Annotated in this window: 19 protein-coding genes; 11 read left to right on the top strand and 8 right to left on the bottom strand. The window is 64.3% G+C overall.

The annotated features are described in order from the left end of the window. Window positions 1-46 precede the first annotated feature (46 nt). Entirely contained in the window at window positions 47-1,135 is a 1,089-nt protein-coding gene (locus ABIB99_RS19410) for a phosphotransferase (protein WP_354177399.1), read from the top strand. Between the two features lie 131 nt (window positions 1,136-1,266). Here ABIB99_RS19410 and ABIB99_RS19405 read toward each other — a convergent pair whose 3' ends face one another. The 3 genes from ABIB99_RS19405 to ABIB99_RS19395 are packed head-to-tail and all read right to left on the bottom strand — an operon-like array spanning window position 1,267 to window position 4,466. After that, a complete protein-coding gene (locus ABIB99_RS19405) occupies window positions 1,267-2,823 on the bottom strand; it encodes an MDR family MFS transporter (RefSeq protein ID WP_208067681.1) in 1,557 nt (518 codons plus the stop codon). Between the two features lie 4 nt (window positions 2,824-2,827). Continuing rightward, the gene (locus ABIB99_RS19400) at window positions 2,828-3,991 is read right to left on the bottom strand and encodes an HlyD family secretion protein (protein WP_354177146.1); all 1,164 of its coding nucleotides are present in this window, start codon (window positions 3,989-3,991) and stop codon (window positions 2,828-2,830) included. Continuing rightward, window positions 3,984-4,466 carry a MarR family winged helix-turn-helix transcriptional regulator gene (locus ABIB99_RS19395; protein WP_014491125.1) on the bottom strand — a complete coding sequence of 161 codons (483 nt, stop codon included), beginning with the start codon at window positions 4,464-4,466 and terminating at the stop codon, window positions 3,984-3,986. Before ABIB99_RS19395 ends, ABIB99_RS19400 begins: the two co-directional genes overlap by 8 nt. A 155-nt stretch (window positions 4,467-4,621) precedes the next feature. Between ABIB99_RS19395 and ABIB99_RS19390 the strand changes: the two genes are divergently transcribed. The 7 genes from ABIB99_RS19390 (at window position 4,622) to ABIB99_RS19360 (ending at window position 12,831) form a co-directional block, all read left to right on the top strand. Next, window positions 4,622-5,116 carry a Fur family transcriptional regulator gene (locus ABIB99_RS19390; RefSeq protein ID WP_038943833.1) on the top strand — a complete coding sequence of 165 codons (495 nt, stop codon included), beginning with the start codon at window positions 4,622-4,624 and terminating at the stop codon, window positions 5,114-5,116. A gap of 34 nt (window positions 5,117-5,150) precedes the next feature. Continuing rightward, window positions 5,151-6,104 (top strand): DMT family transporter, encoded by a 954-nt coding sequence (locus tag ABIB99_RS19385; protein WP_354177398.1) that lies wholly within the window; start codon window positions 5,151-5,153, stop codon window positions 6,102-6,104. Between the two features lie 12 nt (window positions 6,105-6,116). Continuing rightward, a complete protein-coding gene (gene ispG / locus ABIB99_RS19380) occupies window positions 6,117-7,400 on the top strand; it encodes a flavodoxin-dependent (E)-4-hydroxy-3-methylbut-2-enyl-diphosphate synthase (RefSeq protein WP_354177143.1) in 1,284 nt (427 codons plus the stop codon). A 175-nt stretch (window positions 7,401-7,575) separates the two neighbouring features. Beyond that, window positions 7,576-8,472, top strand: a complete 897-nt coding sequence (locus tag ABIB99_RS19375) for a TauD/TfdA dioxygenase family protein (RefSeq protein WP_354177142.1) — start codon at window positions 7,576-7,578, stop codon at window positions 8,470-8,472. Between the two features lie 137 nt (window positions 8,473-8,609). Then, a complete protein-coding gene (locus ABIB99_RS19370) occupies window positions 8,610-11,240 on the top strand; it encodes an SUMF1/EgtB/PvdO family nonheme iron enzyme (RefSeq protein WP_354177140.1) in 2,631 nt (876 codons plus the stop codon). An 81-nt stretch (window positions 11,241-11,321) separates the two neighbouring features. Beyond that, window positions 11,322-11,753, top strand: coding sequence for a hypothetical protein (locus ABIB99_RS19365; protein WP_063980026.1), 432 nt, complete (start codon window positions 11,322-11,324; stop codon window positions 11,751-11,753). A 262-nt stretch (window positions 11,754-12,015) separates the two neighbouring features. Beyond that, the gene (locus tag ABIB99_RS19360; RefSeq protein WP_354177138.1) at window positions 12,016-12,831 is read left to right on the top strand and encodes an N-acetylmuramoyl-L-alanine amidase; all 816 of its coding nucleotides are present in this window, start codon (window positions 12,016-12,018) and stop codon (window positions 12,829-12,831) included. Window positions 12,832-12,927: 96 nt separating this feature from the next. Here ABIB99_RS19360 and ABIB99_RS19355 read toward each other — a convergent pair whose 3' ends face one another. The 3 genes from ABIB99_RS19355 to ABIB99_RS19345 all read right to left on the bottom strand — a co-directional run bounded on the left by ABIB99_RS19355 (window position 12,928) and on the right by ABIB99_RS19345 (window position 15,978). Next, entirely contained in the window at window positions 12,928-14,538 is a 1,611-nt protein-coding gene (locus ABIB99_RS19355; protein WP_354177137.1) for a Na+/H+ antiporter, read from the bottom strand. A gap of 46 nt (window positions 14,539-14,584) precedes the next feature. After that, a complete protein-coding gene (gene bla, locus ABIB99_RS19350; protein ID WP_354177135.1) occupies window positions 14,585-15,454 on the bottom strand; it encodes a class A beta-lactamase in 870 nt (289 codons plus the stop codon). A 149-nt stretch (window positions 15,455-15,603) separates the two neighbouring features. Continuing rightward, window positions 15,604-15,978, bottom strand: coding sequence for a nuclear transport factor 2 family protein (locus ABIB99_RS19345; protein ID WP_007598116.1), 375 nt, complete (start codon window positions 15,976-15,978; stop codon window positions 15,604-15,606). Window positions 15,979-16,072: 94 nt separating this feature from the next. On the opposite strand from ABIB99_RS19345, the gene ABIB99_RS19340 reads away from it, so the two are divergent. Both ABIB99_RS19340 and ABIB99_RS19335 read left to right on the top strand, forming a co-directional pair. Beyond that, window positions 16,073-16,501 (top strand): GFA family protein, encoded by a 429-nt coding sequence (locus ABIB99_RS19340; protein ID WP_354177134.1) that lies wholly within the window; start codon window positions 16,073-16,075, stop codon window positions 16,499-16,501. A 152-nt stretch (window positions 16,502-16,653) separates the two neighbouring features. Then, complete coding sequence (locus ABIB99_RS19335) at window positions 16,654-18,486, top strand: caspase family protein (RefSeq protein ID WP_354177133.1); 1,833 nt, start codon at window positions 16,654-16,656, stop codon at window positions 18,484-18,486. Window positions 18,487-18,531: 45 nt separating this feature from the next. Here the strand turns inward: ABIB99_RS19335 and ABIB99_RS19330 are convergent, their stop codons facing one another. Together ABIB99_RS19330 and ABIB99_RS19325 are read right to left on the bottom strand one after the other, a co-directional pair. Further along, entirely contained in the window at window positions 18,532-19,218 is a 687-nt protein-coding gene (locus ABIB99_RS19330; protein WP_354177132.1) for a DUF1345 domain-containing protein, read from the bottom strand. Window positions 19,219-19,432: 214 nt separating this feature from the next. After that, on the bottom strand, window positions 19,433-20,356 hold the full coding sequence (locus ABIB99_RS19325) for a polyprenyl synthetase family protein (RefSeq protein WP_354177130.1): 924 nt from the start codon (window positions 20,354-20,356) through the stop codon (window positions 19,433-19,435). A 161-nt stretch (window positions 20,357-20,517) separates the two neighbouring features. Between ABIB99_RS19325 and mtgA the strand changes: the two genes are divergently transcribed. After that, window positions 20,518-21,192: a monofunctional biosynthetic peptidoglycan transglycosylase gene (mtgA, locus tag ABIB99_RS19320; protein WP_354177129.1), complete on the top strand. Its 675-nt coding sequence runs from the start codon at window positions 20,518-20,520 to the stop codon at window positions 21,190-21,192. The last annotated feature ends 150 nt before the right edge of the window (window positions 21,193-21,342 follow it).

Below are 21,342 nucleotides of genomic sequence, written 5' to 3'. Positions count from 1 at the left end.
CGGGCGCCGGGTCTGCGGCTGGTGCGTGGGGTCGTGATCGTGCAGTATTGCGCGGGACAGGGGCATCGTGGTCATGACACCTCCACAACTGCCGGCGGTCGTTGAGCCCGCCCAACTGACGGCTGCGCTGCGCAGGGGTGGCGTGCTGGACGCTGGCGCCGTGCGCGAGGTGAAGGTGCTGCATCAGCGTGACACCGTCGTGTCACACATCGTCCGCCTCGGCCTGCGCTATGTCGGGGAATCCGCCGGTGCGCCGCAATCGCTGATCCTGAAGACCGCCAATTCCGCGTTTGCGCAGACGCTCGCCAATGCCGGCCGGCACGAGGTGGCGTACTACACGCAGCCTGCGCCGAAGATGCCGCTGGGATTGGTGCCGCGCTGCTTCGACGCGCATTTCGACGAAGAAAGCCTCGCCTGGCACCTGCTGCTCGAGGATCTCACCGACAGCCACGAGGTCGCAACGCAATGGCCGCTGCCGCCGTCACGCGAGCAGGCGATCGCGATCGTCACGACGCTGGCGCGCTGGCATGCGGCCTGGTGGGACCATCCCGATCTCGGCGAGACCGTCGGCAGCTGGGCGAGCACCGAAGACAGCACGCAGCACATGGAGGCGTTCGCGGGTCATTACGACCGCTTTGCCGATTTGCTCGGTGACCGTCTCAGCGAGGAGCGACGCCTCATCTACCGTCGCCTCATCGATCAGTCGGCCCGGCTATCCGAGCGCTATCATTCGCGCCGTCATCTCAGCATCACCCATGGTGATGCCCATAGCTGGAATTTCCTGCTGCCCCGCACCGGTGTCGCCGATACCGCGCGCATCTTCGACTTCGACCTGTGGGGCATCGACGTCCCGACCAACGATCTCGCCTACATGATGGCGATGCAATGGTACCCGGAGCGACGGCAGGCGCTCGAACGCTCGCTGCTCAATTTCTATCATGACACGCTGATCGAAAGCGGCATCACGGGCTACACGCGAGGTGCGCTCGATCGCGACTACCGTTGGTCCGTGCTCTGGCACATCACCAAGCCGGTATGGCAGTGGAGCGTCAACATCCCGCCGGTGATCTGGTGGAACAATCTGGAGCGGGTGATGATGGCGGTCGAGGATTTGGGCTGCGAGGAGTTACTGTAGTAACTCGTGCCGCCTGCTCGCTGTCGTCGCCCGGCTTGACCGGGCGACCCAGTATTCCAGAGACGGTTGTGGGCTTCGGAGAAGCCGCGGCGTACTGGATGCCCCGCCTTCGCGGGGCATGACACCTGTGGCTACTCCATCACCGCATGCTCCGGCCCGGCCGCCTGCTTGCGCAGCGTGGCCTTGGTCGAGCCGATCAGCAAGGCGAGCGGGATGGTGCAGAGGATGAAGATCATCACCAGCATATAGTCGTGCGCAAATGCGATGATCTGCGCCTGCACGCTGACCATCCTGTCGGCCATGGCGCGGCCGGCGTCGGTGGAGAGATTGATCATGCCGCTGACGCTGGGCATCTGGAGCGCGTGGTTGAACGGGTTGATGTACTCGGACAGGATCGCGTAGGTCCGCCGCGTTCCCTGCGTCAGTTCGGCGATGACGACGGAGATGCCGACCGAGCTCGCGACGTTGCGCATCAGGGTCAGCATCGCGGTGCCGTCAGTACGCAGCTCGTTCGACAGGGTCAGGAATGCCACCGTCGAGAGCGGCACGAAGACGAGGCCGAAGCCAAAGCCCTGGATGACGCTGACGGTGACGATCTCCGGCACCTGGGTCAGGTCGGTCCACCCGGTCATCTGGAACAGCGAGCCCGCGGTCAGCGTCAGGCCGGTGATGATCAGCGTGCGTGCCTCGAAATAACGCATCATGCGGCCGACCAGCATCATGGCGAAGAAGGTGCCGAAGCCGCGGCTCGCCAGCAGCAGGCCGGCGGTGATGATGGGATAGCCGATCACGTTCTGCATGTAGGGCGAGGCCAGCGCCATGGTCGAGAACAGCACGAGCCCCATCACGACCATGAACATGCAGCCGGTGACGAAGTTGCGATCCTTGAACAGCGCGAAGCGGATGAACGGCGTCGACGTCGTGAAGGAGTGCGCGAGGAAGAAGTAGAAGGCGACGGCCGAGACGATGAACTCTGCGATGATCTCATTGGATTCGAGCCAGCCCAATTGCTCGCCCCTGTCCAGCGCGAGTTGAAGCGAGCCGATCGCGACCGCCAGCGCGGCAAAGCCGAACCAGTCGAATTTGAGGCTGATATCCTTCCGGGTCTCGTCCATGAAGACGATCAGGCCGAGCACGGTGACGGCGCCGAACGGCAGGTTGACGAAGAACACCCAGTGCCAGGAATAGGTCTCGGTCAGCCAGGCGCCGAGCGAGGGGCCCATGATCGGGCCCATCATCACGCCCATGCCCCAGATCGACATCGCCTTGGCGCGTTCCTGGAGCGTGTAATAATCGAGCATGACCGATTGCGACAGCGGCACCAGGGCGGCGCCGAACACGCCTTGCAGCAGGCGGAACAGCACCATCTGGTTGATGTCCTGCGCGAGCCCGCACAGCACGGATGCGAAGGTGAAGCCGGCGGCGCAGATGATGAAGATGCGCTTGCGGCCGAAGCGGTTGGCGATCCAGCCGACCGGCGCCGTCATGATCGCGGCGGCGACGATGTAGGAGGTCAAGACCCAGTTGATCTGGTCCTGCGAGGCCGACAGTGAGCCCTGCATGTAGGGCAAGGCGACGTTGGCGATGGTGGTGTCCAGCGCCTGCATGATGGTCGCGGTCATGGCGCAGATCGTCACCATGTTCCGGCGCAGGCCGGGGACCATCAGGCTGGCATTGGGGCCGGACATCGGATCAGTCCTTGTCCTGGTTCGCCGTCGCCGACAATCCGAACAGGCCGGCGAGCGAGCGCTTGTGGCCGGTGTCGATGGTGGCGTAGACGCTCATGCCGGCCTTCAGCTTCCGCACGTATTTGTCGGTCTCGTCGAAATAGATCCTGATCGGCACGCGCTGCACCACCTTGACGAAATTGCCGGTGGCGTTCTGCGGCGGCAGGATCGCGAATTGCGCGCCGGTGCCGGGCGAGAGCGAACCGATCTTGCCCTTGAAGACGTGGTTCGGAAACGCGTCGACCTCGAGGGTCACAGGCTGTCCCTCGGTGACGTGGGTGAGGTCGCTCTCCTTCGGATTGGCGTCGACCCAGGGGTGAGCGACGTCGATGATGGAGAACACTGGCGTGCCGGCGGTGACGTAGCGGCCGAGCTGAATCTGCTCGACCTGCGTCGCAACGCCGCCCATCGATGCCCGCACCACGGCGTGGTCGAGATTGCGCTCGGCATTGTCGAGCTTGGACTTGGCCTGCGCGTAAGGCGGAAATTTCTCCAGCGGCAGGTCGGTGTCGCCGAGCAGCTGCGTCTTGGCCGTCGAGATCTGCTGCTTGACGTATTGCGCGATCGAACCTGATGTGACCAGCGCGTTCGCGGCGTTGTCGAGGTCGAGCTGCGAGCCGTAGCTGTTCTTCACCAGCGCCTGCTTGCGCTCGACGTCGCGCTGCTTCAGGTCGACGCCCTGTTGCGCGAGGTTGAGCATGTCGCCGTAGATCTTGATGTTGGCGCGGAGGTTGTCATAGGTCGACTGCGCCTGCATCAGCTGCGCCCTCGCCTCGTCCACCGCGAGGCGGAACGGCACGGGATCGATCTCGAACAGCTCGTCGCCTTGCTTGACGATCTGGCCTTCCCTCACGACGACCTTCTGGATCTTGCCGGAGATGTCGGGCGTCACCAGCACCTTCTGCGCGCCGACATAGGCATCGTCAGTGCCGACATAGCGGCCGCCGTTCAGATAGAAGGTGAGGCCGCCGACGGCGACGACGAGCGGCAGCACGACCAGGAGCAGGACGCGGCGATAGCGGCGCAGGCCCGCCACCAGGCGGCGGCGCGGATCGGTGCCGGCTTTCTTGGTGGGCTTACCGCTGTCGCTCTTCTGCTCGGGCTGGAACTTGAGGACCTGATCAGCCATAGCGCTGCTCCTTACGCGCTTGTTCCGCGCCGGATGTCTGGATCGCGTTACGCACGTTTTCCTTGATGGATTCGAGTTGGGTGAGGAGACGGTGGGCGTCCGCCGGGCTGATGCCGTCGAGTGCGTTCGCCGTGAGTTCCGATTTCAGGCCGCTCATCTTGCCGAGCAGCGCACGGCCGGCCTTCTTGAGATAGAGGCGCTTGACGCGGCGGTCCGAGGCGTCGCTGCGGCGCTCGATCCAGTCGCTGTCGCAGAGCTTGTCGATCAGGCGCGTCAGCGTGATCGGCTGCATCTCCAGCAACTCGGCGAGTTCCGACTGCTTCATGCCCTCGCTGCGCTCGACCTTGGCAAGGACCGCCCATTGCGCGCGGGTGATGCCGAAGCGCGATGCCTCCTTGTCGGCATAGACTCGCAAGAGGCGGTAGAGTTCACCGAGCGTGAACAGGAAGTTCTGGTCGACAGACCCGCGGGTCATAACGTTATCTCCAATGAGCTTGACTATAATAAGCAAGCTTATGATTATTTCGTGGCGGATTAGCGGGACGCTGTCCCGCAGCAAGAGCATGGCTGACAGGCGCATTCCCGGTCGCGCTTTGGGTTCCACGGCCGAAATGCTAGAAGGCAGGCCACATGACCCTCGCAAAGCCGGCATTTCCGACGCCTGACCACGATCACGGCCGCTGCACCGCGGACGCGCTGGCGCACGCCGAGACGGTTTGCGAGGCTCGCGCGCAGAAATTCACGCCGATCCGCCGCCAGGTGCTGGGGGCGCTGCTGTCCAGCCACCGGCCGCTCGGCGCCTATGAGATCATCGACGAATTGGCAAAGTCGATGCCGCGGCCGGCGCCGATCACGGTCTACCGTGCGCTCGATTTCCTGATGGCCAACGGCCTCGTGCACCGCATCGAAAGCCGCAACGCCTATCTCGCCTGCGCCGCCCACGACCACGACGCGACCTCGGCGGTGGCGTTCCTGATCTGCGAGCGCTGCGGCCTGGTCGGCGAGATCCCGTCGGCATCCTTCGCCAAGGACCTCAATGCCGCCGCGCGCAGCTCAGGCTTCGCACCAAAACTGTCCGTGGTGGAGATTACGGGCGTCTGCGCCCATTGTCAGAAAGCTGCATAAAGCAACAACGGCGCAAGCCGGTATTCGGGAAGAAATGTCCGCACCACAAGCCATACCGTCCGCCGGTCGCCCCCTCAGTGCCGGCGCCATCGCCCTGATGCTCATGCTGTGCCTGACCTGGGGTTTCAATCAGATCGCAGTGAAGCTGGTGCTGCCGGAGGTGCCGCCGATGCTCCAGGCGATGATCCGCTCGATGGGTGCGTTGCCCGTGCTGTTCATTATCGGCAGCTTGCGCGGCGTCAAATTCTTCGAGCGCGACGGCACGTGGAAGGCCGGCCTGATCGCCGGGCTGATGTTCGGCGTCGAGTTCGTGCTGATTTTCCAGGGCCTGCGCCTGACCTCGGCCTCGCGCGCGGTGGTGTTCCTCTACACGGCGCCGTTCTTCGTCGCGCTCGGGTCCTACCAGGTGCTCGGCGAGCGGCTCGGCGGCACCCAATGGCTGGGGCTGGCCGTGAGCTTTGCCGGAGTTGCGCTCGCGATCGGCGTGCCGCAGCCCAATGTGGATTCGCACATCCTGCTCGGCGACCTCCTGATCGTGGCCGGCGCAGGGCTTTGGGCGGCGACCACGCTGGTCGCCAAGGGCACCCGGCTGCGCTTCGCGGCGCCGGAAAAGGCACTCGGCTATCAGGTCGCGACCTCGATCCCGATCCTGGGCACCGCCGCCTGGCTGTTTGGGGAGACCTTCACCCAGACCCCGTCGCCGCTGTCGCTCGGCCTGATGGCCTTCCAGGCGATCTGGGTGGTCGGAACCACGTTCACGCTTTGGTTCGCGCTGGTGAAGACCTATTCGGCCAGCAAATTGTCGGCTTTTACCTTCATCACCCCTTTGTTTGGCGTGGTGGGTAGCTATTTCATCATGCACGACACCTTGAGCCTGACATTCGGGGCCGCTGCGATCCTTGTAATTGCTGGGCTTTTTCTGGTTAACCGTCCCAGCTCAACGGCTGCGGCGCCGCGCGATGCATTGCTCAACGTCACCAAAACCTGATATTTGGACCCCATGAACAAGCTCGAAAACCCCATTGATTCCGACATCGCGGGCCCGGCGCCCCGGCACCGGACCACCCAGGTCAAGGTCGGCGACGTCGCCGTTGGCGGCGGTGCGCCGATCGTCGTGCAGTCGATGACCAACACCGACACCGCCGACATCGACGGCACCATCGCCCAGGTCGCAGCGCTTGCGCGCGCCGGCTCCGAAATGGTCCGCATCACCGTGGACCGCGAGGAGGCCGCTGCTGCCGTTCCGCATATCCGCGACGGCCTGGCCAAGCGTGGCATCACCACGCCGCTGATCGGCGACTTCCACTATATCGGCCACAAGCTGCTCGCGGCCTATCCGGCCTGCGCCGAGGCGCTCGCCAAATATCGCATCAATCCCGGCAATGTCGGCTTCAAGGACAAGCGCGACACCCAGTTCGCCGACATCATCGAGATCGCGAACAAGAACAGCAAGCCGGTCCGCATCGGCGCCAATTGGGGCTCGCTCGACCAAGAGCTGCTGACCAAGCTGATGGACGAGAACGCCGCGTCCGCCAATCCGCGCGACGTGCGCGCGGTGACGCGCGAGGCCATGGTGCAGTCGGCGCTGCTCTCGGCCGCGCGCGCCGAAGAGCTCGGCATGCCCAAGGATCGCATCATCCTGTCCGCCAAGGTGTCGGCGGTGCAGGATCTGATCGCGGTCTATCAGGATCTCGCGGCGCGTTCCGATTACGCCATCCATCTCGGTCTCACCGAGGCCGGCATGGGCACCAAGGGCATCGTGGCCTCGTCGGCCGCGCTCGGCATCCTGCTTCAGCAGGGCATCGGCGACACCATCCGCATCTCGCTGACGCCGGAGCCCGGCGGCGACCGCACCCGTGAGGTGCAGGTCGGCCAGGAACTCTTGCAGACCATGGGCTTCCGCACCTTCGTGCCGCTGGTCGCAGCATGCCCCGGCTGCGGCCGCACCACATCGACTACGTTCCAGGAGCTGGCGAGCTCGATCCAGGCGTTCATCCGCGACGAGATGCCGGGCTGGAAGACGAAATATCCGGGCGTCGAAGAGCTCAACGTCGCGGTGATGGGCTGCATCGTCAACGGCCCCGGCGAATCCAAGCACGCCAATATCGGCATCTCGCTGCCGGGCACCGGCGAAGCGCCGGCCGCGCCCGTCTTCGTCGATGGCAAGAAATTCCGCACGCTGCGCGGCCCGACCATCTCCGCCGACTTCAAGGCGCTGGTGATCGACTACATCGACCAGCGCTACGGCCAGGGCGCCAAGGTGCCGGTGACCGCGGCGGAATAAGCGCCTACTGAACATTGAAATTGTAGGGCGGGTTAGCGCAAGCGTAACCCGCCTTATTTTTTGCGCGACCGTGAAATCCGGGGCGCTGCTCACCGCGGAACGACCGTTCCCGGATTGCGCTTCGCTCCGTCCGGGCTACGATGTCCCCAATCAACAATGATTGGGAGCAACACCCATGAGCTCGCTATCCGGCAAGCAAGGTCCGCGCTACCGCCACACGGCCGAAGACGGCGCGGCTTACGAGACCATCGCGGTCGAAAAGCTCACCCCCATCATCGGCGCGGAAATATCCGGCGTCGATATCGGCAGCCTCGTCGATGGCGATTCCCGCTCCAACCGGCAGATGGACGAGATCCACCGCGCGCTTGCCGAAAACCTCGTCATCTTCTTCCGCGATCAAAACATCACGCCAAAACAGCATCTCGCGTTCGGCCGCAAGTTCGGCGAGCTGCATTTCCATCCCGCCGCGCCGCACGAGGACGAGGATCCCGCGCTGATGAAGATCTACGCCGACAAGAACTCGCCGCGGGCGAACGGCGAGGGCTGGCATTCGGACGTGTCCTGCGATCTCGAGCCGCCGATGGGCTCGATCCTCTACATCAAGCAGTGCCCGCCGCGCGGCGGCGACACGCTGTTCGCCAACATGTACGCGGCCTATGAGGCGCTGTCGGACCGGATGAAGGCGTATCTCGACGGGCTGACCGCGCTGCATGACGGCGAGCCGATCTATCGCGGGCTTTACGCCAATTACGGCGTCGCCGATCGTCCGTCCTATCCGAGCGCCGAGCATCCGGTGGTGCGCACGCACCCGGTGACGGGGAGGAAGGCGCTCTACGTCAACCGCGGCTTCACCCGCCACATCAACGGCATCCCGCGCGACGAGAGCGATGCGATGCTCGCCTACCTCTACCAGCACGCCGAGAACCCGCTGTTCCAGTGCCGCTTCCGCTGGACCGAGAATGCCATCGCCTTCTGGGACAACCGCTGCACCCAGCACCGCGCGATGTGGGACTACTGGCCGCATACGCGCTCGGGCACGCGCGTGACGGTGAAGGGGGAAAGGCCGATTTAAACGGCCACCGTCGCCAATCGCTCAGTGACCTGAATCACGGACTTGGGATCGCCCCCGTCGAATGATGTGGGCTCGCGGTGCTGCTTGCAGGGGCTACAACCAGCGATATACTCGCAAAGGGCGATTTGGGGGGAATTATGCGCTGGGTGGCGGCTACCATTCTTGCGCTCGTTTTTTACGGGTTCGCGGGTCAGGCGCTGGCCGAGAAGCGCGTCGCTCTGGTGATTGGCAATTCGTCGTACCGGAATGTCCCGAGCCTTCCGAATCCCCGGAATGACGCCGCCGAGATTGCCTCCCTGTTCAGATCTGCAGGATTTTCCGCGATCGATGCCCGCCGTGATCTTGGGATTTCAGACATGCGGCGCGCGATCAGCGATTTCGCCGAGATGGCAAGCGATGCCGACGTGGCCGTCGTCTATTTCGCCGGCCATGGCATCGAGGTCGATGGTGCAAACTACGTCATCCCCGTCGACGCGAAGTTGTCGCGCGATTTCGACATCGAGGATGAGGCTATTTCCCTCGATCGCATTCTGAAATCAATCGAGCCCACCAGGCGGCTTCGCCTCGTCATCCTGGATGCGTGCCGGGACAACCCGTTCTTGAAGACCATGAAGCGAACCATAGCGTCCCGATCGATCGGTCGCGGGTTGGCGAAGGTCGAGCCCGCGATATCCGATACGCTGATTGCCTTCGCGGCCAAGGCCGGATCGGTTGCGCTGGACGGCGATGCCAAAAACAGTCCTTTCACGGCCGCGCTGCTGCACAACATCGCCGCTCCCGGCTTGGACTTGAGGATTGCATTCGGCCGAGTTCGCGACGAAGTGCTGAAGGTCACCAATCGTCACCAGGAGCCGTTCGTCTATGGATCATTGGGCGGCTCTGTCATCTCGATCGTCGATGCACCGAAACTGCTGCCACCGCCAACGACGGATGACATCGTCTGGAACGCCGTGAAGGATTCGACCTATCCGGCCGTGTTCGAGGAGTTCATCGCGAAGTTTCCGACGACGCCACATCTGAAGGCGGCCCAATCACGGCGTGATGAGCTCAAGCAGGCGCAAGCTGCGGCTGCCGCGCGCATACCCCCGCCGCCGACCGCCGACGAAATCGTCTGGGCGGCGATCAGGGATTCGAACTATCCCGCGATCTTCGATGATTTCCTCAGCAAGTTTCCAGCCAGCAAGCATCGAGCCGAGGCGCAATCGCGTGCCGACGAGCTGCAAAAGCAGATCGCTGCCGCTGCCGCCCGCGTTCCACCGCCTCCGACCGCCGACGAGGTCGTCTGGGATGCCATCAAAGGCTCGACGTATCCGGCAATCTTCGATGATTTCGCCAGCAAGTTTCCGGCAAGCCCGCATCTGGCGGACGCCCTGAGGCGCAAGGATGAGCTGAAAAAGCAGATTGCCGCCACGCAAGCTCCGCCACCTCCCGCCGCCGAGGACATCGTCTGGGCCGCGATCAAGGGATCGCGCGATCCCGCGATCTTCGATGAGTTCGTGAGTAAATATGCGGCGAGCCCGCACATCGCGGACGCACGACAGCGCGGGGATGACCTGAGGAAGGAGATCGCTGCTGCTCAAGCGCCGCCACCTCCGCCTGCAGATGAGATCGTCTGGAACGCGATCAAGGAGTCGCACGATCCCGCGATCTTCGAGGAGTATTCCGCAAAATATTCCAGCAGTTCGCACGTCTCTGCCGCGCTGTCGCGTCGTGACGAGCTGTGGAAGGAACGCGCGGCGGCAGCTGCACCGCCGCCGGCCCCGCCCGCGACCGATGAGATCGTCTGGAATGCGATCAAGGATGGGCGCTCGCCGGCGATGTTCGAAGAGTTTCTGAGCAAATTTCCCGAAAGCGCGCGCTCCGCAGAGGCGCGCGAACGGTTCAAGGCGTTACAGGCGGTGCAGGTGGCCTCCACCAACGCCACGCTTCCGGCTCCAGACACGACCCCGCAGCGCGAAGGACTGACTGCGATTGGCATCAAGGTGTTGTCCGATTCGGAAGAGGCGGCTCTGAAGCAGAAGGCCAGCTTCAAGGAATGTGAAAAGTGTCCGGAGATGGTTGTGGTCCCGCCGGGCGCGTTCATGATGGGGACGTCGGAGAGTGCATCGAAACGCACCGCGGAATCGTCTCGCCACAAGGTGACGTTCGCCCATTCATTCGCGGTTGGCCGTTACGCTGTCACGTTTGCGGAATGGGACGCCTGCGTCGCCGATGGGGGATGCAATGGGTACAAGCCCTGGGACAACGGTTGGGGCCGCGGGAGACGACCGGCGATCAACATTTCCTGGTCGGATGCCAAGAGCTATGCAGCCTGGTTGTCGGCCCGCACCGGCAAGACGTACCGCCTCCTGAGCGAAGCCGAGCGGGAATATGTGACGCGCGCGGGAACGACGTCATCGTTCTGGTGGGGAGTCTCCGTGTCTCGGGGCCAGGCCAACTACGATGACAGGGCCAGCCAGGACAAGAATGCAAAGGGTGCCTCCGGGCAAAAGACGGCTCCTGTCGATTCCTTCCAGCCGAATCCGTGGGGCCTCTATCAGGTGCACGGCAATATTTGGGAATGGGTCGAGGATTGCGTCAACGACACTTATGAGGGCGTGCCTGTGGACGGGAGTCCTTGGCTGAAAGGCCGATGCGAGCAGCGTGTCCTCAGGGGAGGCTCCTGGGTCAGCAAGGCGGATGCAGTCGAAGCGGGGAGCCGTTACGGCGTGCAGTCCGAAGGACGCGTGAGCAACGTTGGATTTCGAGTCGCGAGAACCTTGAGATAGCCGGGCACGAGTGCATCGGCCTCGCCAGCCGGAACAATCCCATACAATAACTCTAAGATTTTTTCATTGGAGACTTATGAAATGACAACCTACCCGGTACGCCTACCGTCGGCCCTCTTGATCAAAATCACCGCGGGGCTCGTCCTGTTCTTCGGAATCCTCTGTGGCGCACATGCGGGCGGGGGGAACACGTCGCTCGTCGTGAAATCGGGCGAGGCAAAGGAAATCTGCAAATGCGGCGGACACTGGCGCGTCGACAGCAGTGGCAAGGTCTGGCCCGTCAGCATTGAAGTCGTGACTCCGCCGAAGAGCGGTGCCGTGACGACGCGAGCGAGCACCGGGCAACGCAAATTGAGAAGCGGAGAGGCCAAGACCGTGCGGCTGACCAGCGTGGTGTACCAATCCAAGAAGGGTTATGTCGGTGAAGACTCCTTCACGTATCGGCGCGTGACGGCGGACCCTACCGACCCGGATAATGGCAAGGTATACACAGTCGCCGTCACCGTCAGGTAATTGCGATGGGGGCGGATAGGAGCCCTAAGATCTGCCCCCTTCGGCCTGCGATAAAGGCGGCGATTGCGCTGCGCCAACCCACTTCACGAAGCCGTTCTTGCGTTGACGTCTTCCCGCGTCCGCGCCAATCTTCCCGAAAATCAAATCGGGAGGATCCGCCATGCTCCGCGCCGAGGACAACAAGTTCCAGATCGAGTCCGGCTCGGTCCCGGCGGACGCTATGCCCGAGCTGTCCGATCTGATCGCGGCAGCGGAGTAGGACTTGTCGTTAGGGCGGGGCATCGTCACAATTCTCCTCGTGTCGCTGGTCGCACTGTTGCTTCCGTCGATCGACGCGGGCCGTGCTGCCCCGGCCCGGAAGGTTGCGAAAGCCAGACCTAAGCCTGCGCCCGCACCAGCCAAATGTGAGATGCCGAAATTCCGGATCGTCGTCGACGTCGGGCACACCCCGGACTCCTACGGCGCGTTGAGCGCGCGCAATGATCCGGAGTTCGGCTTCAACTTCCGGCTCGCAAGGCTGGTCACGGCAAAACTCAAATCCGAAGGCTTTACCGCAACCCGGCTGCTCGTCACGGACGGCAAGGCGCGGCCGAGCCTGTTCAAGCGCGTCAGTGCCGCGAATGACGGCCGGGCCGATCTCGTGCTGTCGATCCATCACGACTCAGTGCCGGACAAGCTGCTCGAGACCTGGGAATTCGACGGCGCAAAGAGCTATTTCAGCGACCGCTTCTCGGGTCACTCGCTGTTCGTGTCCGAGCGCAATCCACACTTCACCAGCAGCCTGAAGCTGGCCCGAATGATCGGCAGACAGTTGAAGGAGCAGGGGCTGCACTATGCCAGCCAATACACCCTGCCGGTGATGGGCCGCTACCGGCGCCAGCTGCTCGACAAGGATGTCGGCGTCTACCGCTATGACGGGCTCGTCGTGCTGTCGCGAACGCGAAGCGCGGCCGTGCTGCTCGAAGCCGGCTCGATCATCAACCGCGACGAGGAGATGGAGATGAACTCGTCGGAGCGGCAGGAGATGATTGCGGGCGCCGTCGCGGCGGGGGTCGGGGATTTTTGCAAGATGCGATAGTTGGCGCTGCCGTCATTGCGAGCGAAGCGAAGCAATCCAGAGTCTTTCCACGGCAGCAGTCCGGATTACTTCGCTTCGCTCGCAATGACGAAAAAGCTACAACGGCACCCCCCGATACTCCCTGTTCGCCAGGCTTGCCTCTTCCAGGTCCAGATCGCGCTCGATCCGGCGCCGCGTCTCGTCGGTGATCTGGCCGTCGCGCAGGAGGTCGTGGATGAACTTTCGCTCGGCGACGATCAGGTCGCGGGTCAGAGCGGTGCCGGCGGCGGAGACGTCGTGATGGTTGGGGTCGAGTGAATCCGGAAGCTGGTTGACACGAATCTCGTGACGCGCGCGCAGGAGCCGCATCACCTCGTCCGACACATCCTTTTCTTCGGTCATCGCGTCGAGCGACTTCAGCGCCGCCTCGAGCGCCTGGCGGCGTGCCGCGATCTCGGCCTCGTGCTCGGCGACATGCTCGTTGCGGCCGGCCTCGGCGACACCGAGCCAGCGCACCACCGGTGGCAGCGTCAGGCCGACGCCGATCAGCGTCACGAAGATGACTCCGAAGGCGACGAACAGGATCAGGTCGCGATACGGGAAGGCCTGGCCGCCCGGCAACGTGAACGGCAGCGCCAGCGCGGCCGCCAGCGACACCGCGCCGCGCACGCCGGTGAAGGCGAGCACGAACGGCCATTGCCATGGTGGCGATGGGTCGCGCTTGCGCAGGCTCTTGCTCAATATCCGCGGCAGATAGATCGCAGGATACAGCCAGACGAAGCGTGCGATGACGATGACCGCCAGGACCACTGCGGTCGCGATCATGATATCGTCGAGCGGAAACGCCTTCGACTTCTCGTAGAGTGCCCGCATCTGGAAGCCGGTGAGCAGGAACAGCAGGCCCTCGATCAGGTAGATGATGAGGTCCCAGAAGAAGATGCCTTGCAGGCGCGTCGACGCCGAGATCAGCAGCGGCCCGTTCCAGCTCACATAGAGGCCGCAGGCCACGGTCGCGATCACGCCGGAGCCGCCGAGATGCTCGGGCAGCCAGTAGGACACGTAGGGCGTGATCAGCGACAGCGTCAGCTCGACCTGCGGATCCCTGGACCATTTGCGGAAGCGAAGGGAGAGCCAGCCAATGCCGATGCCAAAGGCGATCTCGCTGGCGACGATGAGGACAAACTCGCCGGCCGCCAGCGGCAGCGAGAAATGGCCGACCATGATGGCCGCAAGCGCGAAGCGGTAGAGGATCAGGGCGGTCGCGTCGTTCGCGAGTCCCTCGCCCTCGAGGATGACCAGGAGCCGGCGCGGTATGTTCAGGCGGCGCGCGATCGCGAGCGGCGCCACCACGTCGGGCGGCGCGACGATGGCGCCCAGCAGGAATCCGATGGTCCAGGGCAGGCCGATCACATAATGCGTGGCCGCAGCCACCAGCGCCGCGGTGAAGATCACCGCGCCGACCGCGAGCAGCACGATCGGCCGCAGATTGTTCCTGAACTCGCGCCAGCTCATCGCGACGCTCGCCGAGTAGATCAGCGGCGGCAGCACCATCAGCAGCACCAGTTCCGGCGGCAGTTCCACCGGCGGCATGCCCGGCACGAAGGCGAGGCCGACGCCGGACAGCATCAGGAGAATGGCGGGCGCGATGTTGAAGCGGCGGGCAACCAGCGCGGTGCCGGCCAGCACCGTGAGCAGGATGAGAAAGGTCTGAAATTTCGCTGCGATCATGGCCTGTCTTGGCCCGGAAGCGGCCAAAAGGTCAATGCGTCGCGGCTCACGCCAGCCGTTCGGCCACCATGCGTCCGACGCGCGCGAACGCGGCTTCGATCTGCGCGGCGTTGGGCCTGCCGCCCTGGGTATAGGCCGCGATCAGGATTGGTACATCCGCCTTGTTGTCGAGCTTGGGCCAGACAACCGCGATATCGCCCGACGCATCCTTGCCGTTGTTGCCGGTCTTGTCGCCGATCTTCCAGCCTGCCGGCAGGCCGCCGCGCAGCCGGTTGGCGCCGGTCTTGCAGCCCGCCATCCATTCGGTGAGCTGGGTCCGCGAGGCCGGCGACAGTGCTTCGCCCACCACCAGCCGCTTCAGATTTCCGGCCATCGCCGCCGGCGTCGTGGTGTCCCGGGGATCGCCGGGCGGTGAGCGGTTGAGCTCGGGCTCGTTGTGGTCGAGCCGCGAGGTGGTGTCGCCGAGCGATCGCCAGAAGGCCGTGAGCGCGGCGGGGCCGCCGATCCGCGCCAAGAGCAGGTTGGCGCAGGTGTTGTCGCTGAGCTCGACGATCGCCTTGCACATGTCGGTGACCGACATCGTGCCGGCGGCGAGATTTTGTTTGGCGACCGGCGCGTAGTCGAGCAGGTCGGCCTTGCCGTAGGGGATCATGGCCGCAAGCTGCTCCTCGCCGCGATCGGCCCGCGCCAGCACGCAGGCCGCGAGCGAAGCCTTGAATGTCGAGCACATGACGAAGCGCTCGTCGGCGCGCCATGCGAGCTTCGCGCCAGTCGCGAGGTTCTCGGCATAGACCCCGATGCGCCCGCCGGTTTCGCGCTCGTAGGATTCGAGCTCCGGCGGTGCGTTTGCAGCAAGTGCGGGGGAGGTGGCCATCCAGGCGAGCGAGGCGAGCAGGGAACGGCGGTCGAGCGGCATAAGGGACTTTCAGACATCGTCATTGCGAGCGCAGCGAAGCAATCCAGAATCTTTCCGCGGAGACAGACTGGATTGCTTCGCTTCGCTCGCAATGACGGAAAATCAAAGGCGAGTTCGTCAGAATTCGGGCAGCGGAAGGGTCGTCCCCCTCACTCCCTCAGGTCATACCGGTACGATTTCGACACGATCTGCCAGCCGTCGGCGAGCTTCATCGCCACCAGATAGTCCGTGAAAAAGCGTGGCGGCAGCTGGCACCTGACCTTGATGAAGGCGGTCTTGTCGTCCGAGCGGTCGATGGTGACGATGAAATCCTCGCGCGGCTTGCCTTCGGCCTTGCCGGAAGGGCGCTTGCGGACGCGATCGAGCCAGTCGGGCACGGTCAGCACCTGAAGCTCGCCCTTCTCGACCCAGCGCAAATCGGCGGAGGGATGGAAGATGGCGCCGAGTTTTTCGGCATCGCCCTCGTAAAGTCCGTCGAAATAGGATTGCACGACGGCTTCGACGCTCGAACGGTTCTGGCTCATGGGACATCCCTTTGAATGATGGCTTGGGGCGAACTTAGTCGTACACATCAAAATGCGCTATGGGTGTCTGCGCCAATTGGGCGAGGACGCTGGAATGACCGGATCAGAAAATTCGAACGCTCGTATCCTCACCGGTGAATGCTATTGCCGTGCCGTGCGCTACGAGGTCGCGGACGCGTTCTCTTACGCACTGAACTGCCATTGCTCGAACTGCCGCCGCACCACCGGCTCCGCCTTCAAGCCGTTCGCCGGGATCGTGCAGGACAAGCTCCGCATCATCCGTGGCGAGGACCAGCGCCTCATCTATGGCGACGACACAACCCATGACGCGCACTGCGCGCGCTGCGGCTCGCTGCTTTATTCCCGGGTGCGCGAGGGAAAATGGGTCCATGTCGCCATGGGAACCCTGGTTGACGCCCCCTCGATTCGGCCGAGCGCCCACATCTTCGTGGGCTCGAAAGCGCCCTGGCATGAGATCACGGACGAGCTGCCGCAATACCGGGGACACATCGGGGCTGACTGAGCGCATACTTGGCCTGCGCCAGCGAACCGCTATCGTTCTGGCGAGACTAAAGAGTTTCTTGGCAGTTTGCAGGCATCGTCTTCGTGATCTCAATCACAAATGCGACGGCGGATTCTGCGACCGAATTGCTCCCGATCTCTGGAAGTTCTGTCATGCGTAGCCTGCTCGGACTTTGTCCGCTTTTTCTGGCTCTCTTGTTCGGCGCTGCGCCCGCTCTCGCCGGAAAGCGCGTGGCGCTGGTCCTTGCCAACTCGTCCTATCAGTACGCGCCGTCGCTCGCGAACCCCGTCAATGACGGTGCAGTGATGGCGAAGACGCTGAAGGACGCCGGCTTCGAAATTGTGGAGTCCCGGCATGATCTGTCCGCGCTGGAGACGCGGCGCGTGCTGCGCGATTTTGCCGATGCGACGCGCGATGCCGACATCGCCGTGATCTACTATGCCGGCCACGGCATCGAGGTCGAAGGCTCGAACTATCTGATCCCTGTTGACGCCAAGCTCGAACGCGACACCGATGTCTACGACCAGGGGCTGTCGCTCGACCGCGTCCTGGTCACGGTCGAGCCCGCCAAGCAGCTTCGCCTGGTGATCCTCGACGCCTGCCGCGATAATCCGTTCGGCAAGACCATGAAGCGCACGGTTGTCTCGCGCGGCATCGGCCGCGGCCTGGCCCAGGTCGAGCCGAACAGCCCCAACACGCTGATCGCGTATTCGGCCAAGGCCGGCTTCACGGCGCAGGATGGCGACGGCGCCAACAGCCCGTTTACGGTCGCGCTGTCGAAGCATCTGACGACGCCGGGCCTCGACGTCCGCCGCGCCTTCGGCTTCGTGCGCGACGACGTGCTCAAATCGACCGGCAACAAGCAGGAGCCGTTCGTGTACGGCTCGCTCGGCGGCGAGGACGTGCCGCTGGTGCCGGTCAAGGTGGTCGCGGCCGCTCCGGTGGCGCCGGTGGCGAACCCGCAGGCGGCCGATATCCGCCGCGACTACGAGCTCGCGCTCCAGGTTGGCAACAGGCCGGCCTGGGAGGCATTCCTGGCCCAGCATCCTGTCGGCTTCTATGCGAATCTCGCCAAGCTTCAGGTCGAAAAGATCGGTGCCGAGCAGGCCCATGCGGCGGCCACCGAGAAGGCGAAGCAGGCCGAGGCCGAACGCGATCGTCTTGCCGCCCTCGGCGCGCAGAAGGATGCGCAGGCCAAGGCTGCGGCTGATGCGAAAGCCGCCGAGCAGGCGCAACTCGCCGCGCAGAAGGCCAAGGAGCAGGTGCAGCAGCAGGCGGCCGCGGCCGAGCAGCAGCGCGTCAACCTCGCCGCCGCGGCGCCAGGTGCCGCACCCGCCAGCACGGCGAGCCCCGCCGGCGCCAGCGTCGCTTCGCTGACGCCGACGACCACGCCGGTCGACCTCAGCCGCTTGGTGCAGACCGAGCTCGGCCGCGTCGGCTGCTTCTCCGGGCAGGCCGATGGCAACTGGAATACGACTTCGCGGCGGTCACTGTCGCAGTTCAACCGCTATGCCGGCACCAGGCTCGACGTGAAAGTGGCGAGCACAGATGCGCTCGATACGGTCAAGTCAAAGCCGTCGCGCGTCTGCCCGCTGGTCTGCGAGCACGGCTTCAAGGCCGACGGCGACAAGTGCACGAAGATCGTTTGCCGTGAGGGCTATGCGATCAACGACGACAATGAGTGCGAGAAGCAGCGCATCGCCAAGCCTGCGACGGTCAAGCCTGCGACGGCCAAGCCCACAACCGTCAAGCGCGACGACGGCGATGAGCGTTCCGCACGGCAGCGCCGTCAGGCCGGTGGCGCGGCGGGCGGCTATGGTGCCGCCGCGGGCATTGCGGCTGCCGCGAGCGCCGGCCGCGCCTCGGGTGGCGGGCAGATTTTCTGCAATGGCGGCAGCTGCCGCCCGGTCAACCGCGGCTGTCATCTCGAATATCGCGGCGGCGGCGGCCCCGGCAACGACGCCAATGCCGAGGTGTGCAACTAGGATCTCGCCTTCGACGTCGTCGTCTCGGCGCTTGCCGGGACGACGTCAGTTCGAGATCGCGCTCGCCGCGATGTTCACTGTCAGCGCCAGCAGCGCCGTGTTGTAGATGAACGACACGATGCCATGCGCGGTCGCGGTGCGGCGGATGGTCTTGTCGGTGATGCCGACGTCGGAAACCTGCGCGGTCATGCCGATCACGAACGAGAAATAGACGAAGTCCCAATAATCGGCGTGATCTTCCTTGTCGCCGCTCGGAAACTGCAATCCGCCCGGCGGGTGCCGGTAGTAATCATGGGCGTAATGCAGCGCGAAGGTCGTGTGCACGGCGGCCCATGACAGCGCGATGGTGGCGATCGCGATGGTCAACTCCCACGCCCCGCGATGCGGCGTGCCGAGCTCAGACATGATCGCTGCGATGCTGGCGAAGGCGCCGATCGCCGTCACCAGCAGGATCACGAAGCGGCCGTCGTCCTGCATTGCGGCACTACGGCGGATGTGCTGCTGGTCGTTGCACAGCATCATCGCGTAGACCAGCACGAGATAAACCGCGATCAACGCATCCCAGCCGAACAGCAGCCGCGTCACCAGCCGGTGCGATCCCGGCAGCAGCAAGCAGACCAGAATGCCGGCGGCGAGCGCAATAAAGGTGCGCGGCCGCGCGTAAATCAGCCGCATCGGCCGCGACATCTTGCGGAAGCGGGCGAGGACGGGATCATCTTTGTCGGTGGCCATGATGGCTCCAGCCCTCTCGCTCAACTCTCGTTGTCGCCGCAGCGGCGGCCTGCTCCCTCGCCCCGCTTGCGGGGAGAGGGTTGGGGTGAGGGGGCGCCTCCGCAAGGACGGTGAGAGCTGGATTCGCGGAGGCTCCCTCTCACCCGATATTCAAGCCGCGCTTGAATATCGACCTCTCCCCGCAAGCGGGGCGAGGTGAAGATCGTGCACTACATCAGTTCTTCCGCTCGGCGACGAAGCGCGCGGCGGCCTGCAGAACGGCGGCGCGGTCGCCGAAGATCGACACGGCGCCGTCGGCCCGCGCGAGCAGGTCGCGCACGCGCTGCTTGGCGCCTTCAATGCCGAGCTGGGTGACGAAGGTGGTCTTGCCGAGTGCGGCATCGGCGCCGGCCGGCTTGCCGAGGGCCGCCGCATCGCCTTCGACGTCGAGCAGATCGTCGGCGATCTGGAAGGCTTCGCCGAGCGCGCGGCCGTAATCGTCGAGTGCCTGATATTCCTTTTGCGAGGCCTGGCCGAGGATCGCGCCCGCGATGCAGCCATAGCGCAGCAGCGCACCGGTCTTCATCTGCTGAATGCGGGCGACATCGATCGGCTCGTTGCCGCCAAAACGGCCTTCGCCGGCGAGATCGAGAATCTGGCCGCCGACCATGCCGCCGATGCCGGCGCAGCGCGCCAGCGCGCGCGTCAGCAGGAGGCGCACATTGGCGTCGCGGTGGATCTCATCGCGGGTGATGATGTCGAAGGCGAGCGTCAACAGGCCGTCGCCGGCGAGGATCGCGGTCGCGTCATCGGTCTTCTTGTGCAGGGTGGGGCGGCCGCGGCGCAGGTCCGAATTGTCCATCGCCGGCAGGTCGTCGTGGATCAGCGAGTAGCAGTGGATGCATTCGAGCGCGGCGCCGGCGAGCAGGGCGGCCTCGCGGGAAACGCCGAATACGGCCGCGCTCTCGACCACCAGGAACGGCCGCAGACGCTTGCCGCCGTTGAGGCTCGAATAGCGCATTGCGTCCATCAGTCGCTTGGGACGGGCGATCTCATCGTGCAGGATGTCGTCAGCCAGCAGGCGTCCAAGCAGGGCTTCGGTGTCATCAGCGGTCTTGTCCAGGCGTTTGGCGAAATCGGACGGGGACGTGCCGGTCATCAAGAAGGGCTCCAGAACTAAAATTCGGCGGGACAATCCTTTATGCGCCCGCCCCAGTCAATCGTTTGGAAGGCCTAAAAAGTGCTGGAAAAGGCCCGAATTATCACAGACTTAATGGCGGGATCCGTGGCCGCGTTTCATTTTGCGCCGGAAAGGTCGATTTGCGCATCGTCAAGATCCTGCTGGTAGCGCTCGTGGTCGTGGCTCTCGCGCCCTACGTGATCGCGCCGTTCTACCGCACCGGCCATCCCGTTTCGACGCTGATGGCCTGGCGGTCGCTCAGGGGCGCGCCGATGCATCGGGAGTGGATTGATCTGGCCGCGATGTCGCCCTCGCTGCTGCGATCGGTGGTGGCGGCCGAGGACGCCCACTTCTGCAAGCATCACGGCATCGACTGGGGCGCGCTGCGCGAGGCGATCGACGATGCGAAGGAGGACGGTACGCCCTTCCGGGGCGCCTCCACCATCACCCAGCAGGTGGCAAAAAACCTGTTCCTCTGGCAGGGGCGGGATTTCGTCCGCAAGGCGCTGGAATTCCCGCTGGCACTGTGGATCGATCTCGTCCTGCCCAAGGCGCGAATCCTCGAGATTTACCTCAACATCGCCGAGCTCGGTCCCCAGGGCCAGTTCGGGGTCGAGACGGCCAGCGCCTACGCCTTCGGCAAATCGGCGGCCAACCTCTCGCCTCGGGAGGCGGCACTTCTGGCCTCGATCCTGCCCAATCCGGTCAAGCGGAGCGCCCGGACCCCCGGGCCTGGCGTCCGGCGGCTGGCGGGGACCTATGTGGCGAGGGCGCAGGCGAACTCGCTTTTGACCTGCTGGCGGGAAATTCGCTGATTTTGGGCCCTGTTCGGACGTATTTTCCGGTCCAAAAGCCTAGATTTACGGCCAGCCTTCCTCTATAAGCCCGGCCTTGATCGGCATTCAGCTCGCCTCGGTTTGCGGGTGCTGAGCCGTCCCCTCGCGGACGATGCCCTGACAACACCA

It is taken from the genome of Bradyrhizobium sp. LA6.1 (assembly GCF_040547805.1).
In the GTDB taxonomy this organism is placed as follows: domain Bacteria; phylum Pseudomonadota; class Alphaproteobacteria; order Rhizobiales; family Xanthobacteraceae; genus Bradyrhizobium; species Bradyrhizobium barranii.
This window is presented reverse-complemented; position numbering and strand designations above follow the sequence as displayed.